Below are 23335 nucleotides of genomic sequence, written 5' to 3' on the forward strand. Positions count from 1 at the left end.
AAGTTAACGTGAGGTGAATTCAATACCTAAATTTGTGAGCCGGTCCAGATCTGCCACATGCGTACCAGCATGACCGCCACAGTGAGTGAGCCGACCCCAAGAACAACAGTTGACCAACGTCCGCGCTCAATTAGAGCCCAAAAAACTGCGCCAACCGGCACCATTAGCGCGACTATCAGATAGGCAAAAAACTCAACTGTGTCTTGCTTAGCGACAAAACCGAGGAAAACCATCGATATGCTAACCGCAAGCTGAATCACCAGACCTAGTTCGACTACCGCAGATAGCGCAACCGTGAAACCGCTCGGAATTCTGCCGATCAACCCAAAAATCAGCGCGACTAGACCAGCAGCGACCGCGACCCAAAGTTGTAATTGATAAAACCAATCAATCATTTATTGCCTCCGCAAACACCACAGCTGACTTGAGATTTGCACCAACCGGTTCAAGTATTGCTACCAGCCGGTCATTTGAGTCAAAGGCAGCTATCGACTCAGTGCTGCAGATGCGATTAGCGATGCGCTTGCCATGGACCAAATCTTGTTTTTCGGCAGCAGAAAGCTGGATCTCAGGAAATATCTCTCGAGCTGCCTGGGCGTTTGGCATGATTGCAGTCGCCGAGAAATCTTGATCAAAGCGATAGGCGTCGCTAACCCGATAGCCGCCAACCCTAGTTCGACGAAGCGCACTCAAGTGTCCGCCAACACCTAGAGCAGCACCCAAGTCTCTGGCCAGGGCCCGAATGTAGGTTCCTGAAGAGCAGTCGACAACTACATCAATTTCTAAAAAACTATTTCCAGCAACTTCAACCCATCGAGGTTGAGCCAGCAACTCAAAGCGCTCTACCGTTACCGGCCTAGAGGCTAGTTCGACTGCCTCTCCCCCGCGCACTTTGGCGTAGGCCCGTTGACCGTCAATTTTTATTGCCGAGACCGAAGAGGGTACCTGCATTACTTCGCCGGTAAGTTTTGCCACTTCGAGCAAAATCTGCGATTCACTCAGCGACTCAAGTGTTTCTTTTGGTGCGATTGCCAAAAAATCAGATTCGCGGTCGTCGGTAACAGTGCTCGCACCTAACCTGATTGTGGCCTCGTAAGTCTTATCGGCTCCGACGATAAAAGTCAGTAACCTTGTTGCCGATTCAATCCCGAGCACCAGTAAGCCGGTTGCCATCGGATCGAGTGTGCCGGCGTGACCAACTTTTCTGGTTCCAACCAAGCGCCGCACTTTAGCGACAACGTCGTGGCTGGTCATCCCCTCGGGCTTATCAACCAATAGCAAGCCAGATTGCAAGGACTAATCCTCGTCGTCGATTTTTTTCGGCTCGCGGTAAGGATTCTCTTCGCCCGCGTAGGCGGCCTTTTCAGCAATTTTGTGCAGTTCTTCGTCTCTGGCCTTGGCTTCAGCCAATAGCTCGTTGAGCTGTGAGGCTACCTCGGGGACTTCATCGACAACAAACTCAATCGTTGGGGTGAGCCTGATTGATAAACCATGACCCACCTCGCGACGGATAAGACCCTTGTTCTTTTCGATGATTTCAGAACTGCGCTTTTTCTCTGACTCGTCACCGAAAACGGTGTAGTAGATGGTCGCGTGCTGGAGGTCAGCTGTGACCTTCACCTCAGTGATTGTCACAAAACCTAGATCTGGGTCTTTCACCGCCTTTTCAAGAGCGGTGGCAACCAAAACCTTGATTCTTTCGGCTAACTTCCGAGCACGCGCTGCATCTGCCATTTTTTTCCTTATGCCCGAGGCTTCTCGCGCATTTCGAAGGTCTCGATAATGTCTTCGATCTGAATGTCATTGAACGAGCTGAGCCCGATACCACACTCGTAGTCGGTCTTGACTTCGGTGGCGTCATCCTTGAATCGCTTCAACGAATCGACCTTGAGGTTATCAGCGATGACCTTACCGTCGCGCAATACGCGAGCCGAGGCATTTCGCTTGATGCTTCCCGAGCGAACAATCGAACCAGCGATGGTTCCAACCTTCGAGGACTTGAAGATTTCGCGAACTTCAGCAGTACCGGTCTGGACCTCTTCGTACTCAGGCTTGAGCATGCCCTTGAGTGCATTCTCGATGTCTTCGAGGGCAGCGTAAATAACCGAGTAGTGACGAATGTCAACACCTTCGCGGTCGGCACGCTCTTTGGCTTTGTTGTCTGGTTTGACGTTGAAGCCAATAATGATTGCGCTGTCGACGGTAGCAAGGTTGACGTCTGACTCGGTAATTGCACCGACACCACGGTGGATGATTCGCAACTGGACAGAGTCGTCGACTTCGATTTTGAGCAACGAGTCTTCGAGGGCTTCAACCGCACCAGAAACGTCACCCTTGATGATGAGGTTGAGTGCTTCAACCTTGCCGTCTTCGAGAGCCTTGGTGAAGTCTTCGAGGCTGACACGCTTACGAGTCTTGGCCAACAAGGCGTTTCGATCGGCTGCTTCACGCTTTTCCGCGATTTGACGAGCTTGACGCTCATCATCGGTGACCACGAAGGTATCACCAGCGCGAGGCACTGACTGAAGACCGAGAACCTGGACCGGGCGACTTGGCTCTGCGGCTTCGACCGGGTTGCCGTTTTCGTCAAACATGGCGCGGACTCGACCGTGAGCCGCACCGGCGACAATCGAATCTCCAACATGCAGCGTTCCGGATTGGATAAGAACGGTGGCAACCGAACCGCGACCCTTGTCTAGGTTGGCTTCGATGGCAACACCGCGAGCATCCTTGTTCGGGTTGGCTCGCATATCAAGCGCAGCGTCTGCGGTTAGTAGAACGGCGTCGAGCAAATCTTTGATGCCCTTACCGGTCAGCGCGGAGACATCAACAAACATGACATCGCCACCGTACTCTTCAGCAACCAAGTTGAACTCGGTAAGTTGCTGACGAATTTTGGCCGGGTTGGCAGCCTCTTTATCAACCTTGTTAACCGCGACCACAATTGGCACACCGGCCGATTGAGCGTGGTTCAAAGCCTCGATAGTCTGCGGCATTACACCGTCATCGGCGGCAACAACCAAGATGGCAACGTCGGTTACCTGAGCACCACGGGCACGCATGGCGGTAAACGCTTCGTGACCCGGAGTATCGATAAAGGTAATTGCGCGATCGACACCGTCGTGCTCGACGTGCACCTGGTAGGCACCGATGTGCTGGGTAATACCGCCGGCTTCGCCAGCAATTACGTTCGAGTTACGAATGCTGTCAAGCAAGCGAGTTTTACCGTGGTCAACGTGACCCATAACTGTGACCACAGGTGGTCTCGAGACTAGGTCTGCGTCGTCATCGTCGTAGTCGGTTGAGACGTCTAGACCGAAACCTTCAAACAGTTCGCGCTCTTCATCTTCTGGAGAAACAACCTCGACTTTGTAGCCGAGTTCTTCACCCAAAATTTGGAAAGTCTCTTCATCGAGAGATGCAGTTGCAGTGGTCATCTGACCGAGGTGGAATAGCACCGTGATCAACTGACCAGCATTGGCATCAATCTTGTCGGCGAAGTCTTGAATTGAAGCACCGCGGCGAAGACGCAAGACAGTCGAGCCGTCACCGCGTGGAACTACTGCACCACCAAGCGATGGTGCATTGCTTCTCTGTTCGAATTCTTCGCGTTTCGCACGCTTCGATTTTCTAGCCTTGGATGCTCCGCGACCGCCGCCCTTACCAAAGGCTCCAGCAGTGCCGGCACCCTGACCGCGACCACCGCGACCAGCAGGGCCACCACCTGGACGAGGTGCACCAAAGCCACCACCGGCTGGAGCACCAAAACCTGGACGCGCACCGCCCGCACCCGGACGCGGAGCGCCACCGGCACCAGCCGGACGAGGACCACCCGGACGTGGAGCGCCGCCGGCACCAGCCGGACGAGGACCACCCGGACGAGGGGTTCCTGGGCGTGGAGCACCTGGACGAGGTGCGCCTGGACGACCCATTCCCTGTGATGGAGCAAAAGGATTATTTCCCGGACGAGAAACTGGGCGTGGAATACCCATTCCCTGAGCCGAAGCGAAAGGATTATTGCCCGGTCTTGGAATTCCGGGAGTTGGAGCAGCTGGCGCTGGAGCAGCTGGTGTAGCTGCAGCACCTGCTGCAGCAGCGGATTTCGGAGCCGCAGGAGCAGCAGGTGTCGGTGCTAGCGCAGCAGCAGCTGACGCAGCCTCAACCGCAGGAGCAGCAGCGACAGCTGGCGTTGGTGCAGCAGGAGCAGCCGACGCAGGAACTGGCGATTCGGTTGCCGGTGCCGCAGGTGCCGCTTTAGTGGCAGCAACTTTAGGCTTTTCTTCGGCTGGCTTAGCATTTGGAAACGCCTCGCGCAGTTTTTTAGCAACCGGTGGGGCGATAGTTGATGACCCGCTCTTAACGAACTCTCCGAGTTCAGCGAGTTTGGCCAAAGCAACCTTGGAATCGATGCCAAGTTCTTTAGCGATGTCGTATACGCGTGGAAGCGCCACTTAGTTTCTCCTGTCTGGGCCAACCCCAAGACAGGGCAGGCCGTTAAAGCTTTTGGGTACTCATTTCGAGCTACTCATTTTTTGCAAACATCATTTCTGCCTGTTCTTTCAAAATCAGATAATCTGCGTCGGTCAGAGCCAATCGCATCGATCTCGCTATTGCCTTACGGTCAATTGCCAGAACTAAACAACTAGAGCTTGGGTGAATCCAGGCGCCTCTGCCGCTTGCCGACTTTGTGAGATCTAGAAAAACCAGATTTGATTTCGCAGCGATTCGCATTAGTTCGGTTCTTGGAGAGCGCCCGCGACATCCGACGCAGGTTCTAACAGGTTTCATTCTAGCCCTACAGTCGGCTTATCGAGAAGAACTAGTCTTGCTCGAGAATGCTGTCAGGTTGAATGTCAATCTTCGCTCCGGTTAGTTTTGCTGCCAAACGAGCGTTTTGACCCTCTTTACCGATAGCCAATGAGAGCTGGAAATCAGGGACCAAGACACGAACCGATTTTGCGGCCGCATCCAAAGTGAAAGCAGATGAAACCTTTGCCGGGCTTAGCGCCTGGGCCACAAACTTTGGCAGATCATCGCTGAAATCTACGATGTCAATCTTTTCTTCATTTAGTTCAGCCTGCACCGCGCGAACACGCTGACCCAGTTCACCAATGCAAGAACCTTTGGCGTTCACTGCCGGGTCATGTGCTCGAACAGCAATCTTGGTTCGGTGTCCCGCCTCGCGAGCCAGCGAGACAATCTCTACTACCCCGCTGGCAATTTCTGGAACTTCGAGCGCAAATAACTTTCTAACCAGCGACGGGTGGGTGCGCGAGACGGTAACCTGTGGGCCGCGAGTGCCGCGGTTTACCGAAGTTACATAGACGCGGATTCGTTTTCCGTGTGAGTAATCTTCGCCGGGAACCTGTTCTTCCGGCGGCATGATTGCCTCAATTGTGCCCAGGTCAACATAGACCATATAAGGTTTTGGCCCCTGCTGAATTACTCCGGCGACAATGTCACCCTCTTTGCCTTTGAACTCGCCCATCAGGGTGTCATCGCTGATTTCGCGCAAGCGAGATGCAATTACCTGCTTTGCTGCGTACGCGGCAATGCGGCCAAAGTTTTCCGGAGTGACTTCCTGCTCACCAATTTCTTGACCCTCATCGTCAACAATCGGCGCGTAAACAGTGACGTGGCCGGTTGTTCGGTGCAGTTCGGCACGAGCCTTATCGTGATTGCCAACATGCTTGTGATAGGCAGCCAAAATTGCGGCTTCAATAATTTGAACCAATTCGGCAAATGGAATTTCTTTTTCGCGTTCTAAAACTCTGAGAACACTCAAATCGATGTCCATGCGATGCCTCCCGGCCAATAGTCAGTTGTCAGATGTGAACTATTTGACTAGTTCTGCTACTGCCGATTCTAACGGCACTGAGCGGCGCTCGCCGCTTCGACGATTCCAAAGGTCGACTTCGCCCTGCTCTAGGCCTTTACCAACAATCAGGATGTTCGGAACACCGATTAGTTCGGCATCACCGAATTTCACTCCCGGACTTACTTTTACTCGATCGTCGAAAATTACGGTCTTTCCGGCACTCTCCAGTTGGGCAACCAGCTGCTCGGCAGCGGCATAGACGTGGTCGTCTTTGCCGGCTGCCACCACATAGACATCAGCTGGCGAAACTGCCTCAGGCCAAATCAAACCTTTTTCATCGTTGTTGGCCTCGGCGAGAACAGCAACTAGACGGGTGACGCCGATTCCGTAGGAACCCATGGTCACTGTTACTAATTTGCCGTTCTCATCAAGAACCTGAAGCCCCAGGGCCTCGGCGTACTTGCGACCGAGCTGGAAAACGTGTCCGATTTCGATGCCTCGAGCCAATTCGAGCGGACCCGAACCATCCGGTGCTGGGTCGCCTGCGCGAACTTCAGCAATGTCAACGACACCGTCAGCATCGAAGTCACGACCTTTGACCAGATCAAAGACATGCTTCTGATCTTCATTGGCTCCGGTGATCCAAGCCGTGCCATCGACTACCCGAGGATCTAGTAGGTAGCGAATCTTGCTGGAACCTTTGATACCCAATACCTGTTGGCCATTTTTCACTGGACCGATGTAACCCTTGACCAGCTCTGGGTTTGCCGCAAAATCGGCTTCGCTGGCTGGCTCAACCTCATTTGGTGAGAAAGCTGCTTCAGCACGTTTAGCGTCAACTTCACGATCACCGGGCAAGCCAACAACCACTAGAGAACGCTTGCCTTCTGGGCTGGTCAAAGCGAGAACCACGTTTTTTAGGGTGTCGCCGGCGTTCCAAAGTCTGCCGTCAGTTCTTGGCACATCCTTGTTGGCTAAGGCAACCAAGGTTTCGATAGTTGGCGTATTCGGCGATGGATGCACCTTCGCTTCGGGCAAACCATTGATTGGCAGTGCTTCGGGTGCAACCGTAGTAACGGCTTCGACGTTAGCCGCGTAACCGCCGGGTGATCGAACGAAGGTGTCTTCGCCAATCGGGCTCGGTGACAAAAACTCTTCTGAAGCCGATCCACCCATGGCTCCGGCATCAGCTTTAACGATTACGTAATCTACGCCCAGTCGGGTAAAAATTCGCTCGTAGGCATCTCGCTGAGCCCGATAGGAAGCGGTGAGACCTTCATCGGTCAAGTCAAAACTGTAGGCATCTTTCATCACGAATTCGCGGCCGCGCAGCAGACCCGCTCGTGGTCGGGCTTCATCTCGATACTTGTTTTGAATTTGATAGAGGCAGACTGGCAAATCTTTGTAGCTCGAATAGAGGTCTTTGACTAGCAGAGTGAACATCTCTTCATGAGTCGGAGCCAGCAAATAATCTGCTTTTTTTCGGTCTTGCAACCGGAACAGATTGTCGCCGTACTCGGTCCAACGGTTCGTGGCTTCGAAAGGCTCTCTCGGCAGCAGCGCTGGGAAGAATACTTCCTGAGCACCCGCATTAGCCATTTCCTCTCGAACCACGCGCTCAATTTTTGCCTTCACCGCAAGCCCCAGTGGCAGCCAGGTGTAAACGCCTGGCGCAGCCCGGCGAATGTAACCAGCGCGCACCAACAGCCGGTGGCTATTTACCTCGGCATCAGCCGGGTCTTCGCGAAGAGTGCGCAGGAAAAGTTGAGATAGTCGGATAGGCATGAAGACAATGCTAGCCTTTGGCGCTAGTCGTTTTGCGCGACAACAACCTGTGGCGAACCAATCAGTGCCGGATCCATCTCGGCAGCTAGCCGGTTGGCCTCTTCTATTAGGGTGGCCACGATTTCACTTTCGGGCACTGTCTTGATTACTTCGCCCTTGACAAAAATTTGCCCTTTGCCGTTACCTGAGGCAACACCCAAATCAGCTTCTCGAGCTTCACCAGGGCCGTTTACAACACAGCCCATTACGGCAACTCGAAGCGGCACAGTCATCTTCTGCAGACCCTCGGTCACCTGATTAGCCAGGGTGTAAACGTCGACCTGAGCACGTCCGCAACTTGGACATGAAACAATCTCTAGTTTTCGAGGTCGCAGGTTTAGTGACTCGAGAATTTGTGAGCCAACCTTGATCTCTTCAACCGGTGGCGCTGACAAAGACACCCTAATGGTGTCGCCGATACCTTTAGCCAGCAAAGCGCCGAAGGCTACTGAAGATTTGATGGTGCCCTGAAACGCAGGACCGGCCTCGGTGACTCCAAGGTGTAGCGGCCAATCACCGCGTTCGGCCAGCATCTCGTAGGCCTTTACCATCACTACCGGGTCGTTGTGCTTAACCGAAATTTTGAAATCGTGGAAGTCATGCTCTTCAAAGAGGCTGGCTTCCCAAACGGCTGATTCAACCAAGGCTTCGGCAGTAGCTTTGCCATATTTCTGCAGCAAACGAGGGTCAAGCGATCCGGCGTTCACACCGATTCGAATTGAAACTCCAGCATCTTTGGCTGCTTTGGCGATTTCACCGACTTTGTCATCAAATTGGCGGATGTTGCCAGGGTTGACTCGAACAGCACCGCAGCCGGCATCGATAGCCTGAAAAACGTATTTGGGTTGGAAGTGGATGTCGGCAATAACCGGGATTTGAGATTTGCGAGCTATGAGCGCCAGGCGATCTGCATCATCTTGGCTGGGCACAGCTACTCGAACGATGTCGCAACCGGAAGCAGTAAGTTCAGCGATTTGCTGAAGTGTTGCGTTCACATCGGTGGTGGGGGTGGTGCACATTGATTGAACGCTGATTGGGGCATCGCCACCAACTGCAACTTTGCCAACCATAATCTGCCTGGACTTTCGTCTCGGGGCGATAGTTGGTGGCGGAGTTTTAGGTAAACCCAGATTTACTGCAGGCAAAATCGTCTCACTTTCAACAACACATAATCTAACAGCGGCAGCGGTGGAAGTATGCCCAAGCCAGACGCTAAATAATTGGATTGACTAGATCGGAAAAAATTAGCAGTAGTGAAAGTGCGATGATGGCCAAAAATACGACGTATGTGAGCGGCATCAGCAATGCAGTATCTGCCGGACCAGGATCGGGCCTTTTTAGAACTTTGTATGCCCTGCGCTTCACTGCCTCGTAGACGCCACCGGCGATGTGGCCGCCGTCGAGCGGCAATAGCGGAACCATGTTGAAGGCAAACAATGCAAAGTTCAGTGAGCCCAGAATCAAGAAACCGACTGAGAGTTTTTGCAACACTTCAAAATTATTGGAGGACGCAACTTCACCGGCAATTTGCCCAACTCCAACAATTGAAACCAAACCATCGGTTGAGCGTGTTTCGCCTCCGAAGGTAGCGGTTGCAATTTGTGCGACCTGATTCGGCAAATCGAGCAACATGATTGCGGTCTGATTTAGAGCCATTGATGCTCGCTCAAATGATGCCGAAAGAGACAGCGGCACCAATTGATCTTTGAGCACAATGCCCAGCACCGGAGTGGCAACCAGAATTGGATTTCCGGATTCGTCTAACTGCATCGCACCGTTAGTGTCGAACTGTGGACGTTGGGCCTCGACTGGAGTGACACTGATCTGCAACTGATCGGCACCTCGCTGCACCGTGAGATTGAGTGTTTCAGCGGAGACGAGTAATTTGCTGGCCTCGGCCCAGGTTGCAACATTTACCTGATTGATTGCCAAAATTTTGTCGTCTGGCAACAACCCCGCCAAAGTTGCCGGCGATGGTGCCGCAGTTGCCGGGTCACATGGCACTGTCTTAGCGTCGACGATTTGAGGGATGCACTGTGAAACTTCTTCGATAGTGGTGCTGCGTTGAGGTTCACCAATGGCAGAGAGACCAGAAATTATGAGCGCAAAACCAAGAATTAGGTTCATGAAAGGCCCACCAAACATGATGATTGCCCGCTTATAAACGGGCAACTTGTAGAACATTCGGGAATGGTCTTCTGGCTGAACGTATTCTGAGTGTGCGTTTCTAGCACTGGCAATTAAGTCGGCGAAACGTCGCTTTTTATTTGGCTTTTTATCGGGTGGATACATGCCGATCATGGTGATGAAGCCACCCAGCGGAATTAGCTTGAGCGAGTACTCGGTTTCACCAACCTGCCTCTTGAAAAGCGTTGGGCCAAAACCGATTGCATATTTAGGAACTTTTATACCGAACAATTTTGCTGGCCAAAGGTGACCTAATTCGTGCAAACCGATTGACAAACCTATGCCGGCGGCAACAAAAACGATGCCTGAAAAGTAAAGGATGATGTCAATCACGGTAACAGGGTAACCCTAAAGTCTGACAATCTACTGACCTAGCAGGCTCTCGCCATCAAGGCATCCGCGTGGTCTCTGGCCCACTTTTCGGCCCGCAGGACTGAGTCAAGCGAGAGCTCTGCCTCGGCAGTATGCACATCGACTACCCGTTCAATAATTTCAACAATCTGCAAGAAGGAAATTTTTCCCTGATGGAACGCTTCGACAGCCTGCTCATTAGCCGCGTTATAGACGGCCGGATAGGTTAGCCCAGCCTCCCCCACCCGTCGAGCTAGCGCGACCGCTCTGAAGACAGACTCATCCAGAGGCTCAAACGTCCAGGTGGCAGCTTTTGACCAGTCGCAGGCTGGAGCGATATTGGGCAAACGGCGTGGCCACGACATACCAAGCGCAATTGGCAGTTTCATGTTGGGCGGAGAACATTGGGCCAGTACCGAACCGTCAGTGAACTCAACCATGGAATGAACCACCGACTGCGGATGCACCGTGACTTCAATCCTGTCGAAAGGGATGTCAAAGAGCAGGTGGGCTTCAATGAGTTCGAGCCCCTTATTTACCAAGGTGGCCGAGTTTGTGGTGACAACTTTTCCCATGACCCACGTTGGATGGGCAAGAGCCTGCTGTGGAGTTACCTCAGCCAATTGCTCTCGGGAAAAACCTCGGAATGGTCCGCCCGAGGCGGTCAAAATCAGCTTGGCAACTTCGTCCTTGGAGCCACCCAGTAAACACTGCGCGAGTGCCGAGTGCTCACTATCAACGGGGACAATCTGGCCAGGTTTCGCTAGGTTAGTGACCAACTTGCCGCCAACAATCAATGATTCTTTGTTAGCCAGCGCCAGAACCTTGTTCGTTTCCAAGGTGGCCAAGGTCGCTTCCAAACCCACCGAACCGGTAATACCGTTCACCACAACATCGGCATCAAGCTCACGGACCATCTCTGCAGCAGCTCTGGCCCCCTGCACCGCACGCGACACAGCAAATTTTTCGGCCTGCTGATCCAACAGCTGCCGATTAGTTCCGGCCGCTAGACCAACCACTTCAAATTCACTTGGATTTTGAGCGATAACCTCTAAGGCTTGGGTGCCTATTGAACCGGTTGAACCCAAAATAATTACTCGACGCACGATTTACATCTTGCCACCCATTTGGCTGAATCAGCGCACCAGAAAGCGGGATTAGACTATTTCTATGACCGATTTCACAATTCCGCAAGAGCGCAAAGTCATCACCCCTATCCCCGGACCAAAATCGCAGGCCATGCATGCACGACGCCTAGAGGCAGTTTCTGCCGGCGCCGGAGCAGCCCTACCGGTCTACATTGAAAAAGCCAATGGCGCCATCCTGGTTGACATTGACGGTAATCAACTGATTGACCTTGGCTCGGGTATCGGTGTGACCACAATTGGCCACACCAACGCTGGTGTTGTTGAGGCCGTTGCAACTCAGGTACAAAACCTGACCCACACTTTATTTACCGCCACACCATACGAGTCCTACGTTGAGGTCTGTGAGCTACTAAACAAGCACACTCCGGGAAACTTCAAGAAGAAATCGGTACTGTTCAACTCCGGCGCTGAAGCCGTAGAAAATGCCGTAAAAATTGCTCGGAAAGCAACACGCAAGAACGGCATTGTTGTTTTTGACCACGCATATCACGGTCGAACCAACCTGACCTTCTCAATGAATTTCAAGAATGCTCCGTACGGTAATGGTTTTGGTCCAACCGCGGCAAGCATTCAACACGTGCCAATGTCGTACCCATACCGCGACCCACAGGGAATGACCGGTGAAGAAGCGGCCCGTCGCGCAATCTCCTACATGGAAAAGCGTGTCGGAGTCGAAGATCTAGCTGCCATTTTCATCGAGCCGATCCAGGGTGAGGGTGGTTTCATCGTGCCGGCACCTGGTTTCTTGGCAACCATCTCGAAATGGGCCCGCGAAAACGGCGTGCTAATGGTGGCCGATGAGGTTCAATCAGGTGTTGCTCGTACCGGTAAATGGTTTGCCAGCGAATGGGAAGAGGGCTTTGAGCCTGACATGTTCACCATCGCGAAAGGTATTGCCGGCGGTATGCCGATTTCTGCAGTTACCGGTCGCGCTGAGGTTATGGATGCCTCACACCCTGGCGGCCTAGGCGGAACTTTCGGTGGAAACCCAGTTTCGGCTGCCGCTGCACTCTCGGTTCTAAAGCAGATTGAGGATGGTGGGGTGCTCGAGCGCGCCACTGCAATCGGCGAGCTGCTAACCCGTCGACTAAACGAGTTGAAAGCCAAGTACCCGGTTATCGGAGATGTTCGTGGTCGCGGCGCTATGATCGCAATCGAACTGGTCGAACCAGGCACTCTAAACCCAAGCAAGGCCGCAGTTGACGCTCTGGCTAAGCACATGCATTCAAACGGAATCTTCGTTTTGACCGCAGGTACCCACTACAACGTGATTCGCTTCCTGCCACCGTTGGCAATTAGCGACGAGTTGCTAGAAGACGCACTGTCGGTTCTAGAACAAGGTCTAGCAGCCCTGTAGTCAGCGCTGCTAAAGCTGTTTACGGCAAAACTAATGGGGAGGGCAGATGCCCTCCCCATTAGTTATTAACCATTACTTTGCGGCTAAGAGTCGCTTCTGCTTTCTAGCTGAGCGAACCTGCACAACTACCACAATGGCGATTGCCAAAATAAACACCGCTGATCCAACCACGTTGGCCTCAGCCGGGATTCCTCTAGCCGCAGCGGTGTAGACGTACTTAGGGAAAGTAGTTTCGGAACCGGCGTTGAAGTTGGTGATGATGAAGTCATCAAAACTGAGGGCAAACGACAACAGCGCAGCCGCCATGATACCCGGCAACAAAAGCGGGAATGTTATCTTCCAGAAGACCTGTGCCGGCGATGCGTATAGATCACGACCAGCTTCTTCAAGCGCTGGATCGAGGCTCGCTACCCTAGCCTTCACCGTCACAACCACAAAGCTCAGGCAGAACATAACGTGAGCGATGATGATGGTTACTAGGCCCTTCTGGGTGCCCAGGCTTAAGAACTGAGCAGCAAGTCCCGCACCCAACACAATCTCTGGCGTAGCCATCGGCAAGAACAACAGCAGTGATATCCCGGAACGGAATTTGAAACGGTAGCGCACCAAAGCGATGGCAATCATCGTGCCCAAAACCGTCGCAATGAATGTTGATACAACTCCAATTAGTACTGAATTTGCAAATGCCTGGCAGACCCCTTGCTCGTCACAGACATTGAGCCAGTTATTGAAGGTAAACCCGCGCCAGGCGATGTTGGATTTGAAGGTGTCATTGAATGAAAAGACAAATGTGTACCCGATTGGAATAAGTAGGTAAACAAAGGCCAAGATGGCGTAAAGCGGAAGCAAGTACTTGCCGAGAGAAATTTTCATAGGAGGTCCTCAGTTCCTGATCTCTTCACGTAGAAAAAGACCAAAGCCAAGATGGCCCCCATTAGCAAAACGGACAAGGCTGATGCCGATGGGTAATCGTTTATGCGCAAGAAGTTAGATTCGACGACGTTTCCCATCATCGTGGTGTCCGAACTTCCCAAAAAGTCTCGGCTGGCGTTGATGTAGTCTCCGGCAATAGGAATAAAAGTTAGTAGCGTTCCTGAGATGATTCCAGGCATCGTAAGCGGCAATGTAATTTTCCTGAAAGTAGTTGCCGGTGATGCATATAGGTCTGCCCCTGCCTCGAGGTAACGCAAATCCAGTCGATCGAGAGCGGTATAAAGCGGCAAAGTCATAAAAGGGATGAAGTTATAGGTCAAACCGAAGATGACCATGAAATCAGTTCCCACCAGATACTGATCTGGAGCCAGCATCCCGAGGGTCTGCAGTGTTGTTACGATCCACGACTCATTTGAGAAAATCTGCTTCCACGCAAAAGTACGAAGCAAGAAGCTGATGAAGAACGGGGCAATGACCAGGGTCAGCATTAGACCTTGCAGCAGTGGCCAACGGCGAGCCTTGACTCCAATGAAGTAGGCCAGCGGGTAACTGATAATCAGCGCCAAAATTGTCGCCGCAATGGCATACGCAAATGAACGCAAAATTTGAGGCAGATAAGTCTCAATTACGTTCCAGTAATTTTCGATTGCGAATCCATACTGGTATCGCCCAATCTCACCCGATGCATCAGGAACCTGAAGTGAAGTGATGATTAGGGAAAACAACGGGGTAAGAAAGAAAGCCGCCAGGTAAGCCAAACCGGGCGCCAACAAAATCCAGGCAATCCTCGAAGATTTAGTTGGTGCGCCAGACTTTGCCGCTGGAGCCGAGCCGAATGCCGCGAATGCCACGATTACTCCGCGTCGTCGGTGGTGCCGTCAGGTAAGTCAGACAAACCAAAAGTGTGATCAACTTTCCAGCTGACCCAGACCTGAGCACCCAGTTCGATCACCGGACTCTTGCCAATATTTTGAGCGAATACGGTTATGTTTCCAAGGTTTGGGATTTCAATCAAATACTGGTTCGAAACTCCCGTGAAGCGGATGTCGATGATTTCACCAGGGCCAATAAGGTTCACATTTGTATCTTCAGCTGGCTTCTCCTCGTGGAAGAACGCCTTCTCTGGTCGAACACCAACGGTTATCTTGCCACTGTGCTTCTCAGCGCGACGCTTCGGAACTGTGATTTTGTTGCCGTTGCAGTTGATACTTACCGATTCTGCGTTTTCTTCGGTGACATTTCCAACAAACAGATTTGACTGACCCAGGAATTTAGCCACGAACGCAGTCTTCGGACGATCATAAAGAGCCTCAGGCGCACCCATTTGTTCGATGCGACCCTTGTTCATAACTGCCACGGTGTCAGCCATGTCCATGGCTTCTTCTTGATCGTGGGTAACGTGCAAGAAAGTAAGCCCAACTTCCATCTGGATGGCCTTGAGCTCAATTTGCATTTGGCGGCGCAACTTCAAGTCGAGGGCGCCTAGCGGCTCATCGAGCAGTAGTAGCGAAGGACGGTTCACCAAAGCGCGAGCCAGAGCAACGCGTTGCTGCTGTCCACCGGAAAGCTGTTGCGGACGGCGAGCACCCAGGTGACCCAATTCGACAAGGTCGAGGGCTGCTTGAGCCTTTGGCAGCGGATCGTCTACCTTGCGCTGGCGCAAACCAAAAGCAACATTGTCAAGAATTGTCATGTGCGGAAACAGCGCATAACTTTGAAAAACGGTATTGATTGGTCGTTCGTGGGCCTTAACCTCGGTTACGTCTTTGCCCCCGATCAAAATTTGACCTGAAGTAGGCTGCTCTAAGCCAGCTATCAAACGCAATGTTGTGGTCTTACCACAACCGGATGGCCCAAGCAGCGCGAAGAATTCACCAGCGGGAATATGCAAGTCGAGGTTTTCGATTGCGACAAAGCCAGGGAACTCTTTGCGAATAGCTTTGAGTTCTAAATCAGCGCCGCGGGCAACAAATTCTGTTGCCACTTATGCACCCAGCAATACTTCTTGGAATGCCTTGGTGAAGGCAAGTTCTTCGGCACCGGTTAGCGAACGGAAACCGTGCGCATTCTGCAAGAACTCGGATGTTGGGAAGATCAACTGGTTTTCGGCCAGAGCAGGATCTAGCTTCATAGCTTCTTCTTTTGCACCAACCACTGGGGTTACGTAGTTCACCCAGGCAGCCAGCATGGCGGCATTTGCTGGATCGTAGTAGAAGTTAATTAGTTCTTCGACGTTTTTCTTGTGTGTGGCCCCCATAGGCACAGTGAAGAGGTCTGCCGAAATGGTAACACCGCTCTCTGGGATGAAGAAGCCGTACTTCTCCTCCTCGGCGCTCAAATTCAGCTGAACTGTATCTCCAGACCACGCAATTGCGGCAATGGTGTCACCATTTTCTAGATCTTCGGAGTAGCTGTTTCCCTTAATTCGAGCAATTTGACCGTCAGAGACCTTAGCCGCGAAAAAATCAATGGCATTCATGAATGCATCCTCGGTAAGGCTTGACTCGCTTGAGATGTCTATTCCCTGAGCAAGCAAAATAAGACCGATGGTGTCGCGCATCTCGGAAAGAACTCCGACGCGACCCTTTAGTGCTGGATCCCACAGGTCTTCAAGACTGGTTGGTGCATCTTTGCCGGTGGCCTTCTTGTACTCAACCTTGTTGTATGTGATTCCAGCCAAAATGCCCTGATAAGGAATCGTGTAATCGCGTTCTGGGTCGAAGGCAGCACCCAGATAAGCTGGAGCCAAATTCTTCTTGTTTGGAATATTCGCAGAGTCAAACTTTTGCACGTAACCGTTGTTTACCCAGCGGGCTGCCATCCACTCGGTCGGGCAGGCAACATCTGCGCCGATGTCTTGACCAAGGGCTAGTTGATCTTTTACCTTGCCGTAATAGGTGTCGTTGTCGTCAATTTCAATTTTGTATTCGACTTTGATACCGGTCTCGGCTTCAAACTTTTGCAGTGATGGGTAGTTACCGGCATCGTCTTCATCCATGTAAAGCGACCAGTTGTGCCAGACCAACAATTTCTCGGAGTCGGACAAGTCGGCTGCTGGAGTCAGCTCAGCCTTTGCACTGCCGGCTGGTGCACACGCAGTTAGAGCGAGAGCCGCTGCCGTTGCCGAAGCACCTGCTAGTGCGGTGCGTCGAGTCATTTGGTGACGTCGGGCCATTTGAATCAGCTCGCGCATCATTGGATCTTCTGGAAGTGGCTTATTCATGCCGTGACTCCTTCAATTGCGTGGGCAAAGCCCGGTCAGCACAATCAAATATGCACCAATGCATATCACTAAAAATACTGCCACAGAATTGTTTGCCGGAATACCAAATTAGAAATCTTTAGTGCCCCTCGCCGGCACACTTTCGGCCCAGCAATTGAAACCTCTGATGCGATTCAGAAATCGAAATGCTGAGCTGCCTGGCCGAGACCAATCAACCGTGCAGAACGGGAATCTTTGGTGTTGACCACTGGAGTTGCTGCTTGATCACCCAGGGCAAGCAACTCAACCTTTTCTAGGTGGCCCACAGCGATTCTGCTGCGCAGGTGCGCTTGCATGCTTCTGGGTATCGAACTGAGGTTCTGCGTCGCCACAACTACGTGGATGTTAACGGAGCGCCCTCTCGCTAAAAAGTTTTCAAAATATCCTGCCGCTTTTGGATATTTGCTCAGCAAATGAGCGAATTCATCTACCAACACAAAAACTGGAGTGTGTTGAAAACCCAGCTCAAGTCCGCGTTGATGCATCAGACGCTCGAGCCGTTCAAGTTCTTGTTGCAGCGCAGCCAGGTTGTTTTCGGAAAAAGGGCCGGAAATTCTTGGCTGGTCTGAATAGAAAGCGAATGTGGCCGCCATCTTGAAATCAATCAGGACAAATTGAAATTGCTGTGGTTGCGCATAGAGCGACTTGAAGTAACGGTCGAGCAGAAAGCTTTTGCCACTGCCGGTCGGCCCAATAATTGCCAAGTGGGGGTAACCGCTCAAAAGGTTAATGCCAACGGGCTCTGCAGCAACAAAACCGATGTAGCCCAAGCCTTTTTCGCTGAGTAGAAAATTCGATTCAACCAATTTCGAGATTAGCTCTAGTCGTTTTGGGGAGTTTTCAAGAGCCAACAAAAAGGCCAGAACCTTTTGCTTGATCTCGGGCGGCCAAAAGAATGCCAGTCGCGACAACTTTTGATCACCAAGGTAAAAGTGTTTTCCGGAGAAACTAAGGTCTCCGAATGCCCTTGAGTAAGCCTGGAACTGCACATTTAGCAGCGCTGCCAGTAGTGAACCAAATACAGACGCGAATAGGAAAAACCAATTGCCCGAGCTGGCTGCCAAAACCGACCCCATGAGCATTGAAGGGATCAGCCAGGCATAGTTCATTCAACAATTTTGGGGCAACCGTAAAAACGATTGCCCCAAAAATAATTATCTGTGCATAACTTGCACTTTGATCACTTAGTCGCCGATGGGTTTGGCAACATCGACTCCGCGTTCGCAAACAGTGCGAGCACTTTGCTCACTTAGTCGCCGATGTAACTCATCACGTGCTTGATGCGGGTGTAGTCCTCGAAGCCGTACTGCGACAGATCCTTGCCATAGCCAGAGTGCTTGAAACCACCGTGCGGCATTTCAGCAGCAAGCGGGATGTGAGTGTTGATCCAGACGCAACCAAAGTTGAGGCCCTTCGAGAAACGCATGGCACGAGTGTGGTTTTGAGTCCATACTGACGAGGCCAAACCGTACTGCACATCGTTGGCAAAACGCATCGCCTCAGCGTCATCCTTGAAAGTTTGCACGGTTACTACAGGGCCAAAGATTTCACTCTGAATGTGCTCATCATTTTGCTTTAGGCCATCAAGAATTGTTGCCTCAAGGAAGTAGCCCTTGTCCCCGACTCGAACGCCACCGGTGACGACCTCGGCGTGAGATGGTAGACGGTCGATGAATCCCTGAACTCGTTCAAGTTGCCCGGCATTGTTTACCGGGCCAAAAAGAATGTCGTCGCGCATTGGGTCACCGGTAAGAGCGTTTGCCTTCACCTCTGCGGTTAGCAAGGCCAAGAAGTCTTTGTGAACCGACTCGTGAACCAGAATTCGAGTTGCCGCGGTGCAGTCTTGACCCGCGTTGAAATAGCCGGCAATTGCGATTTGCGCAGCCGCTTTCTGCAGATCGGCATCATCAAAGACAATAACCGGAGCCTTACCACCCAGCTCTAGGTGAACACGCTTCAGGTCAACGGCGGCTGTCTTGGCCACTTCCATACCCGCGCGAACCGAACCGGTAATAGAAACCATCTGTGGAATCTCGTTTTCAATCATTGCTCGACCGGTGTCTCGAGTACCGGTGACCACGTTGAAAACACCCTTTGGCAAAAACTCTGCAGCAATTTCAGCAAGTAGCAGGGTTGAAGCCGGAGTCGTGTCCGAAGGCTTGATGACAACGGTGTTACCGGCAGCAATAGCTGGCGCGAATTTCCAAACCGCCATGTTTAGCGGGTAATTCCATGGAGTGACCTGACCGATAACACCGATTGGCTCGCGTCGGATTGATGAAGTGTGGTCGCGAGCGTATTCAGCAGTGGCGCGACCCTCTAGGTTTCGCGCTGCTCCCGCAAAGAAACGGATTTGGTCAACTGACGGTGCCATCTCGTATTCGACCAGGGTTGAACGAGGCTTACCGGTATTTTCCGATTCAACATCCGCTGCTTCTTCTGAACGCGCTTCGAGCGCATCCGCGATTCGAATCAGGGCAAGCTGGCGTTCACCCGGAGTGTAATTACTCCAAACCTCGAAAGCCGACTCAGCAGCCTGGTAAGCAGCAGCAACGTCGGCGGCGCTAGAAACCGGAGCATGGGCGTAAGTTTCTCCGGTTGCCGGATTGACTACATCGCTGTAGTCGTCAGACTTCGCGTCTACATACTCGCCGTTGATAAAGTTCTGAAGTTTACGAACTGACATGATCTCTTCCTTGAGTTAGATGGTCCTGTTGAGATTCTAACCACGAAACAAAAAAGAGAAAATCTAAATCTGGTGCAAAATTAGTAGCAAAATGTCAAAACGACTACGGATTCGTTTGCCAAATGCCATTTTCACTGACAAAATCGAACCATGTCCAGAGTCGCACGCACTAAATCGAGCCAACTTGATGAGGTTTCAAAAGCCATCATCGAACAGTTGCAACTCGACGGTCGCAAATCTTATGCCGAGATAGGCAAAGTGGTCGGCCTCAGCGAAGCGGCAATCAGACAGCGTGTTCAGAAGCTAACCGAGTCGGGCGTGATGCAGGTTGTTGCCGTTACCGACCCCATGCAACTGGGCTTTTATCGCCAAGCAATGATTGGTATCCGCAGCGGCGGAGATACCCGTGAGTTGGCCGAAAAACTTTCAGCAATGGCCGAGGTTGACTATGTGGTGCTCACCGCCGGCAGTTTTGACATTTTGGTTGAGGTAATTTGCGAAAACGACGATCAGTTGATTTCGCTGCTCAATTCAAAAATCCGGTTGCTGCCCGGAGTAACTTCTACCGAAACCTTCGTGTATTTGAAGTTGCACAAGCAGTTCTACAACTGGGGAACCAGATAGATTCCCCGAAACAAACAAAGTAAAGAGTGATATCACATGGCAATCATGGAAAGCCAAGCAAGAAAGCTTGTTAACGGAATCAAATCCGTTTTCAAGGCTCCGGGTTCACCGGCCAGCGCAGCAGCAGACATGGCCACACCCCTTCTCGATGCCCGCAAAGCAGGCAAAGAGATTACATCTGCAATGCTGCAGAAATCGGCGCGTGAACACATGTTTATGCATTTCACCCGCCACAGCCAGTTCGACAAATCTGACATACCAATCATCACCCGCGCCGAAGGTCACCACTTCTGGGACCAGAATGGCAAGAAGTACTTTGACGGTATTTCTAGCTTGTTCTCGGTTAATGCTGGGCACGGACGCGAGCGTCTAGCCGAAGCAGCTGCCAAGCAAATGAAGCAGCTCGACTACTTCCCACTTTGGTCAAACACCCACGCACCGGGTATTGAATTGGCAGAGCGACTTTTGTCATACGCACCAAAGTCGCTCAGTCGAGTGTTTTTCACCACCGGAGGTGGCGAAGCTAACGAAACCGCTTGGAAGCTAGCAAAGCAGTATTTCAAGCTAATTGGTAAGCCAACCAAGCACAAAGTACTCACCCGTGCAGTTGCCTACCACGGCACCTCGCACGGTGCGCTTTCGCTTACCGGTATCCCCTCGATGAAAAAGGCGTACGAGCCACTTGTGCCAAGCACCTTCCGTGTGCCAAACACCAACTGGTATCGCGCACAAGATCAGTTTGAAACCGAGGAAGAATTTGCCATTTGGGCGGCCGACCGGGTTGAAGAAATGATTTTGTTCGAAGACCCAGACACCGTTGCCGCATTCTTCCTAGAGCCAGTCCAGAACTCTGGTGGATGTTTCACCGCACCCAAAATCTATTTCCAAAAAGTTCGCGAAATCTGCGACAAATACGATGTGCTTTTGGTTGCTGACGAGACCATCGACGGCTTCGGTCGCGTAGGCACAATGTTTGCTTCAGAGCTTTATGACTTTGAACCCGACATGCTGGTTTGCGCTAAGGGTATGACTTCGGCCTACGCCCCAATCGGTGCGTTGATGATCGCTGAGAAATTGTTTGAGCCTTTCAAAAAAGGCACCACGCTTTTCTCGCACGGTTACACCTACGGTGGCCACCCGGTTTCCTGCGCCGTTGCACTCGAAAACCTCGACATCTTCGATGAAGAGGACCTAGTTGGAAATGTCGCTAGAAACACCGCAGCCTTCAGGAAGACTCTAGAAAAACTGAAGGATCTGCCAATCGTGGGCGACGTTCGCGGCGAAGGTTACTTCTTTGCTATCGAGCTTGTAAAAGATAAGGCAACCAAAGAGACGTTCAACGATGCCGAATCGGAAAAACTCCTCCGCGGCTTCTTGTCAACCGACCTTTACGATGCTGGACTCTATTGCCGCTCGGATGACCGTGGCGACCCTGTAGTTCAGTTGGCTCCACCGCTAACCATCGGTCAGAGCGAGTTTGACGAGCTAGAAAGCACCCTTCGCAACAGCCTAGATAAGGCCTGGAAGCTTTTCTAATATGCTGATGGCCCCGGTGAGCAAAGCCAAGTCCATTTGGATGTTGGCAAGCTCACTGGGGCTTAGCTATTTCGCAGCCGCTTTAGGCTCGCTAGGCAGCATTTCAGGAATTCAGACCTGGTTTGAAACACTGAATAAACCCTGGTTCACTCCCCCTAATTGGGTTTTTGGGCCAGCATGGGCCTTGCTTTACACCTTTATCGGTATCGCCGCATGGCGAGTCTGGCTAGCCCAAGGCGTCAGGCCGCTTACGACATCGATTTACCTGATCCAGCTTGCCCTGAATGCAGTTTGGAGCCCAATATTCTTCGGCTTAGAGAAACCGCTCGGCGCGCTGCTCATCTTGATTGCGCTGGATGGCGTTGCTGCTCTTTGCCTATGGCAATTTGCTAAGGCGGACCGCATCGCCGGTTATTGGTTTTTGCCCTATCTGCTTTGGCTGGGGTTTGCCACAGCCTTGAATTTGGCAATAGTTATCCTCAATTAGTCGCGGCCAAACTTTATTGCAGTTAGCGAGAGCAACAATTTAGACATGGATAATTTTGACGCATCAATAAGTTTTGAAAGCCCGATTGGGCCAATCAGCATTTACTCTCGAAACAATAAAGTGGCAGCCGTGAACATCGGTGAGCGCTGCGCCCACTTTGGCAGCTCAAAAGCCCTAAAGGATGCCCAACGCCAACTCTTGAAATACCTGGCCGGCAAGTCAACCAAATTTGAACTCGACTACGAACTGCAAGGAACCGAGTTCCAAAAAGCGGTTTGGCGACAGATTGCGGCTATCCCCTTCGGCAAAACTATGACCTACTCAGAAATTGCTGCCGCTGTCGGCAACCCGAAGGCGGTTCGTGCGGTCGGCGGTGCTGTGGGGGCAAACCCAATCCCAATTTTTATCGGTTGCCACCGCGTGCTTGGCGCAACCGGCAAAATCACCGGATACTCCGGTGGCGATGGCATTCCGACCAAGAGAGCCTTGCTCGCAATCGAAAAAATCATGGCAAAAGATTAGCCACCAATTAGTTAATTGCCCAAGCGTACGAAAGATTTGTCACTAGCAAGACATCATAAAGATATGGACTCTCTGATGGATGATGCTCGCTTTGTCGCGATTTACCGCGAGCATTCAATAAAAATGAGTGCATTTATCTCCCGACGGGCAGAGATGTCTGATGTTGAAGACCTAGTTGCCGATGCTTTCGAAATCGCCTGGAGAAAAAGAAATCAAGCCCCTGTTGACAATGAATTGGGTTGGCTCTTCACCATTGCCAATTTTGTTTTAGCCAACTACCAACGCAAGAAAATGAGGCGCTCCCGATTGCTGAGCCTGTTTAGCCCGGAGATTGCGGCTCCTTCGGCCGAGTTAGTGGCTCTAAAAGATTTTGAATTAGCCCAGGCCTACAGGCACCTAACTAGCACAGAACAGCAACTGATTGGCTTGGTCTATTTCGATGGTTTATCGGTTGCCGATGCGGCAACCGTGCTAAAAATATCGCCAAACGCTGCCAGCATTAGGCTCACTCGCGCCAGGGCAAAACTTGCCGCTCAACTAAAGGGTGAAAACCAATCACAAAAAATTGAAAGCTAATCGCTATTGGCGACACTTACTAGA

Annotated in this window: 22 protein-coding genes; 6 read left to right on the forward strand and 16 right to left on the reverse strand. The window is 51.8% G+C overall.

From position 1 onward, the window contains the following. Positions 1-26: 26 nt before the first annotated feature. From A4Z71_RS04635 to dxr, 10 genes are all read right to left on the reverse strand, one after another. The gene (locus A4Z71_RS04635) at positions 27-395 is read right to left on the reverse strand and encodes a hypothetical protein (protein ID WP_070954759.1); all 369 of its coding nucleotides are present in this window, start codon (positions 393-395) and stop codon (positions 27-29) included. Next, on the reverse strand, positions 388-1293 hold the full coding sequence (gene truB, locus A4Z71_RS04640; protein ID WP_084028422.1) for a tRNA pseudouridine(55) synthase TruB: 906 nt from the start codon (positions 1291-1293) through the stop codon (positions 388-390). The genes A4Z71_RS04635 and truB overlap by 8 nt, the downstream gene beginning before the upstream one ends. Positions 1294-1296: 3 nt before the next feature. Beyond that, positions 1297-1734, reverse strand: a complete 438-nt coding sequence (gene rbfA, locus A4Z71_RS04645; RefSeq protein WP_070954761.1) for a 30S ribosome-binding factor RbfA — start codon at positions 1732-1734, stop codon at positions 1297-1299. An 8-nt stretch (positions 1735-1742) separates the two neighbouring features. After that, positions 1743-4451: a translation initiation factor IF-2 gene (infB, locus tag A4Z71_RS04650; protein WP_070954762.1), complete on the reverse strand. Its 2709-nt coding sequence runs from the start codon at positions 4449-4451 to the stop codon at positions 1743-1745. Between the two features lie 70 nt (positions 4452-4521). Then, complete coding sequence (locus A4Z71_RS04655; protein WP_084028423.1) at positions 4522-4788, reverse strand: YlxR family protein; 267 nt, start codon at positions 4786-4788, stop codon at positions 4522-4524. Positions 4789-4819: 31 nt separating this feature from the next. Further along, positions 4820-5797 (reverse strand): transcription termination factor NusA, encoded by a 978-nt coding sequence (gene nusA, locus A4Z71_RS04660; protein WP_070954764.1) that lies wholly within the window; start codon positions 5795-5797, stop codon positions 4820-4822. Positions 5798-5836: 39 nt separating this feature from the next. Beyond that, positions 5837-7603, reverse strand: coding sequence for a proline--tRNA ligase (locus tag A4Z71_RS04665; RefSeq protein WP_070954765.1), 1767 nt, complete (start codon positions 7601-7603; stop codon positions 5837-5839). 23 nt (positions 7604-7626) lie between these two features. Beyond that, positions 7627-8787, reverse strand: coding sequence for a flavodoxin-dependent (E)-4-hydroxy-3-methylbut-2-enyl-diphosphate synthase (ispG, locus tag A4Z71_RS04670; RefSeq protein WP_070954766.1), 1161 nt, complete (start codon positions 8785-8787; stop codon positions 7627-7629). Positions 8788-8854: 67 nt separating this feature from the next. Beyond that, positions 8855-10162, reverse strand: a complete 1308-nt coding sequence (locus tag A4Z71_RS04675; RefSeq protein ID WP_084028424.1) for a M50 family metallopeptidase — start codon at positions 10160-10162, stop codon at positions 8855-8857. Positions 10163-10200: 38 nt separating this feature from the next. Further along, positions 10201-11286, reverse strand: a complete 1086-nt coding sequence (gene dxr, locus A4Z71_RS04680; RefSeq protein ID WP_070954767.1) for a 1-deoxy-D-xylulose-5-phosphate reductoisomerase — start codon at positions 11284-11286, stop codon at positions 10201-10203. 64 nt (positions 11287-11350) lie between these two features. Between dxr and gabT the strand changes: the two genes are divergently transcribed. Beyond that, positions 11351-12685, forward strand: coding sequence for a 4-aminobutyrate--2-oxoglutarate transaminase (gene gabT / locus A4Z71_RS04685; RefSeq protein ID WP_070954768.1), 1335 nt, complete (start codon positions 11351-11353; stop codon positions 12683-12685). A gap of 72 nt (positions 12686-12757) precedes the next feature. Here the strand turns inward: gabT and A4Z71_RS04690 are convergent, their stop codons facing one another. From A4Z71_RS04690 to A4Z71_RS04715, 6 genes are all read right to left on the reverse strand, one after another. Further along, positions 12758-13558: an ABC transporter permease gene (locus A4Z71_RS04690; RefSeq protein WP_070954769.1), complete on the reverse strand. Its 801-nt coding sequence runs from the start codon at positions 13556-13558 to the stop codon at positions 12758-12760. Next, entirely contained in the window at positions 13555-14469 is a 915-nt protein-coding gene (locus A4Z71_RS04695; RefSeq protein ID WP_070954770.1) for an ABC transporter permease, read from the reverse strand. The genes A4Z71_RS04690 and A4Z71_RS04695 overlap by 4 nt, the downstream gene beginning before the upstream one ends. A gap of 2 nt (positions 14470-14471) precedes the next feature. After that, the gene (locus tag A4Z71_RS04700; protein WP_070954771.1) at positions 14472-15602 is read right to left on the reverse strand and encodes an ABC transporter ATP-binding protein; all 1131 of its coding nucleotides are present in this window, start codon (positions 15600-15602) and stop codon (positions 14472-14474) included. Then, complete coding sequence (locus A4Z71_RS04705) at positions 15603-16841, reverse strand: ABC transporter substrate-binding protein (protein ID WP_070954772.1); 1239 nt, start codon at positions 16839-16841, stop codon at positions 15603-15605. A 173-nt stretch (positions 16842-17014) separates the two neighbouring features. Next, positions 17015-17989 (reverse strand): FtsK/SpoIIIE domain-containing protein, encoded by a 975-nt coding sequence (locus tag A4Z71_RS04710; RefSeq protein WP_070954773.1) that lies wholly within the window; start codon positions 17987-17989, stop codon positions 17015-17017. Between the two features lie 140 nt (positions 17990-18129). Beyond that, complete coding sequence (locus A4Z71_RS04715) at positions 18130-19566, reverse strand: gamma-aminobutyraldehyde dehydrogenase (protein ID WP_070954774.1); 1437 nt, start codon at positions 19564-19566, stop codon at positions 18130-18132. A gap of 150 nt (positions 19567-19716) precedes the next feature. Between A4Z71_RS04715 and A4Z71_RS04720 the strand changes: the two genes are divergently transcribed. The 5 genes from A4Z71_RS04720 to A4Z71_RS04740 all read left to right on the forward strand — a co-directional run bounded on the left by A4Z71_RS04720 (position 19717) and on the right by A4Z71_RS04740 (position 23311). Beyond that, complete coding sequence (locus A4Z71_RS04720) at positions 19717-20190, forward strand: Lrp/AsnC family transcriptional regulator (RefSeq protein WP_070954775.1); 474 nt, start codon at positions 19717-19719, stop codon at positions 20188-20190. Between the two features lie 183 nt (positions 20191-20373). Continuing rightward, positions 20374-21726, forward strand: coding sequence for an aspartate aminotransferase family protein (locus tag A4Z71_RS04725; protein ID WP_418219387.1), 1353 nt, complete (start codon positions 20374-20376; stop codon positions 21724-21726). 16 nt (positions 21727-21742) lie between these two features. Next, a complete protein-coding gene (locus tag A4Z71_RS04730; RefSeq protein WP_202816200.1) occupies positions 21743-22213 on the forward strand; it encodes a TspO/MBR family protein in 471 nt (156 codons plus the stop codon). Between the two features lie 45 nt (positions 22214-22258). Further along, positions 22259-22735 carry a methylated-DNA--[protein]-cysteine S-methyltransferase gene (locus A4Z71_RS04735; protein ID WP_070954776.1) on the forward strand — a complete coding sequence of 159 codons (477 nt, stop codon included), beginning with the start codon at positions 22259-22261 and terminating at the stop codon, positions 22733-22735. Positions 22736-22798: 63 nt separating this feature from the next. Next, positions 22799-23311 (forward strand): RNA polymerase sigma factor, encoded by a 513-nt coding sequence (locus tag A4Z71_RS04740; protein ID WP_084028425.1) that lies wholly within the window; start codon positions 22799-22801, stop codon positions 23309-23311. Positions 23312-23335 lie beyond the last annotated feature (24 nt).

It is taken from the genome of Candidatus Rhodoluna planktonica (genome assembly GCF_001854225.1).
Lineage (GTDB): Bacteria > Actinomycetota > Actinomycetes > Actinomycetales > Microbacteriaceae > Rhodoluna > Rhodoluna planktonica.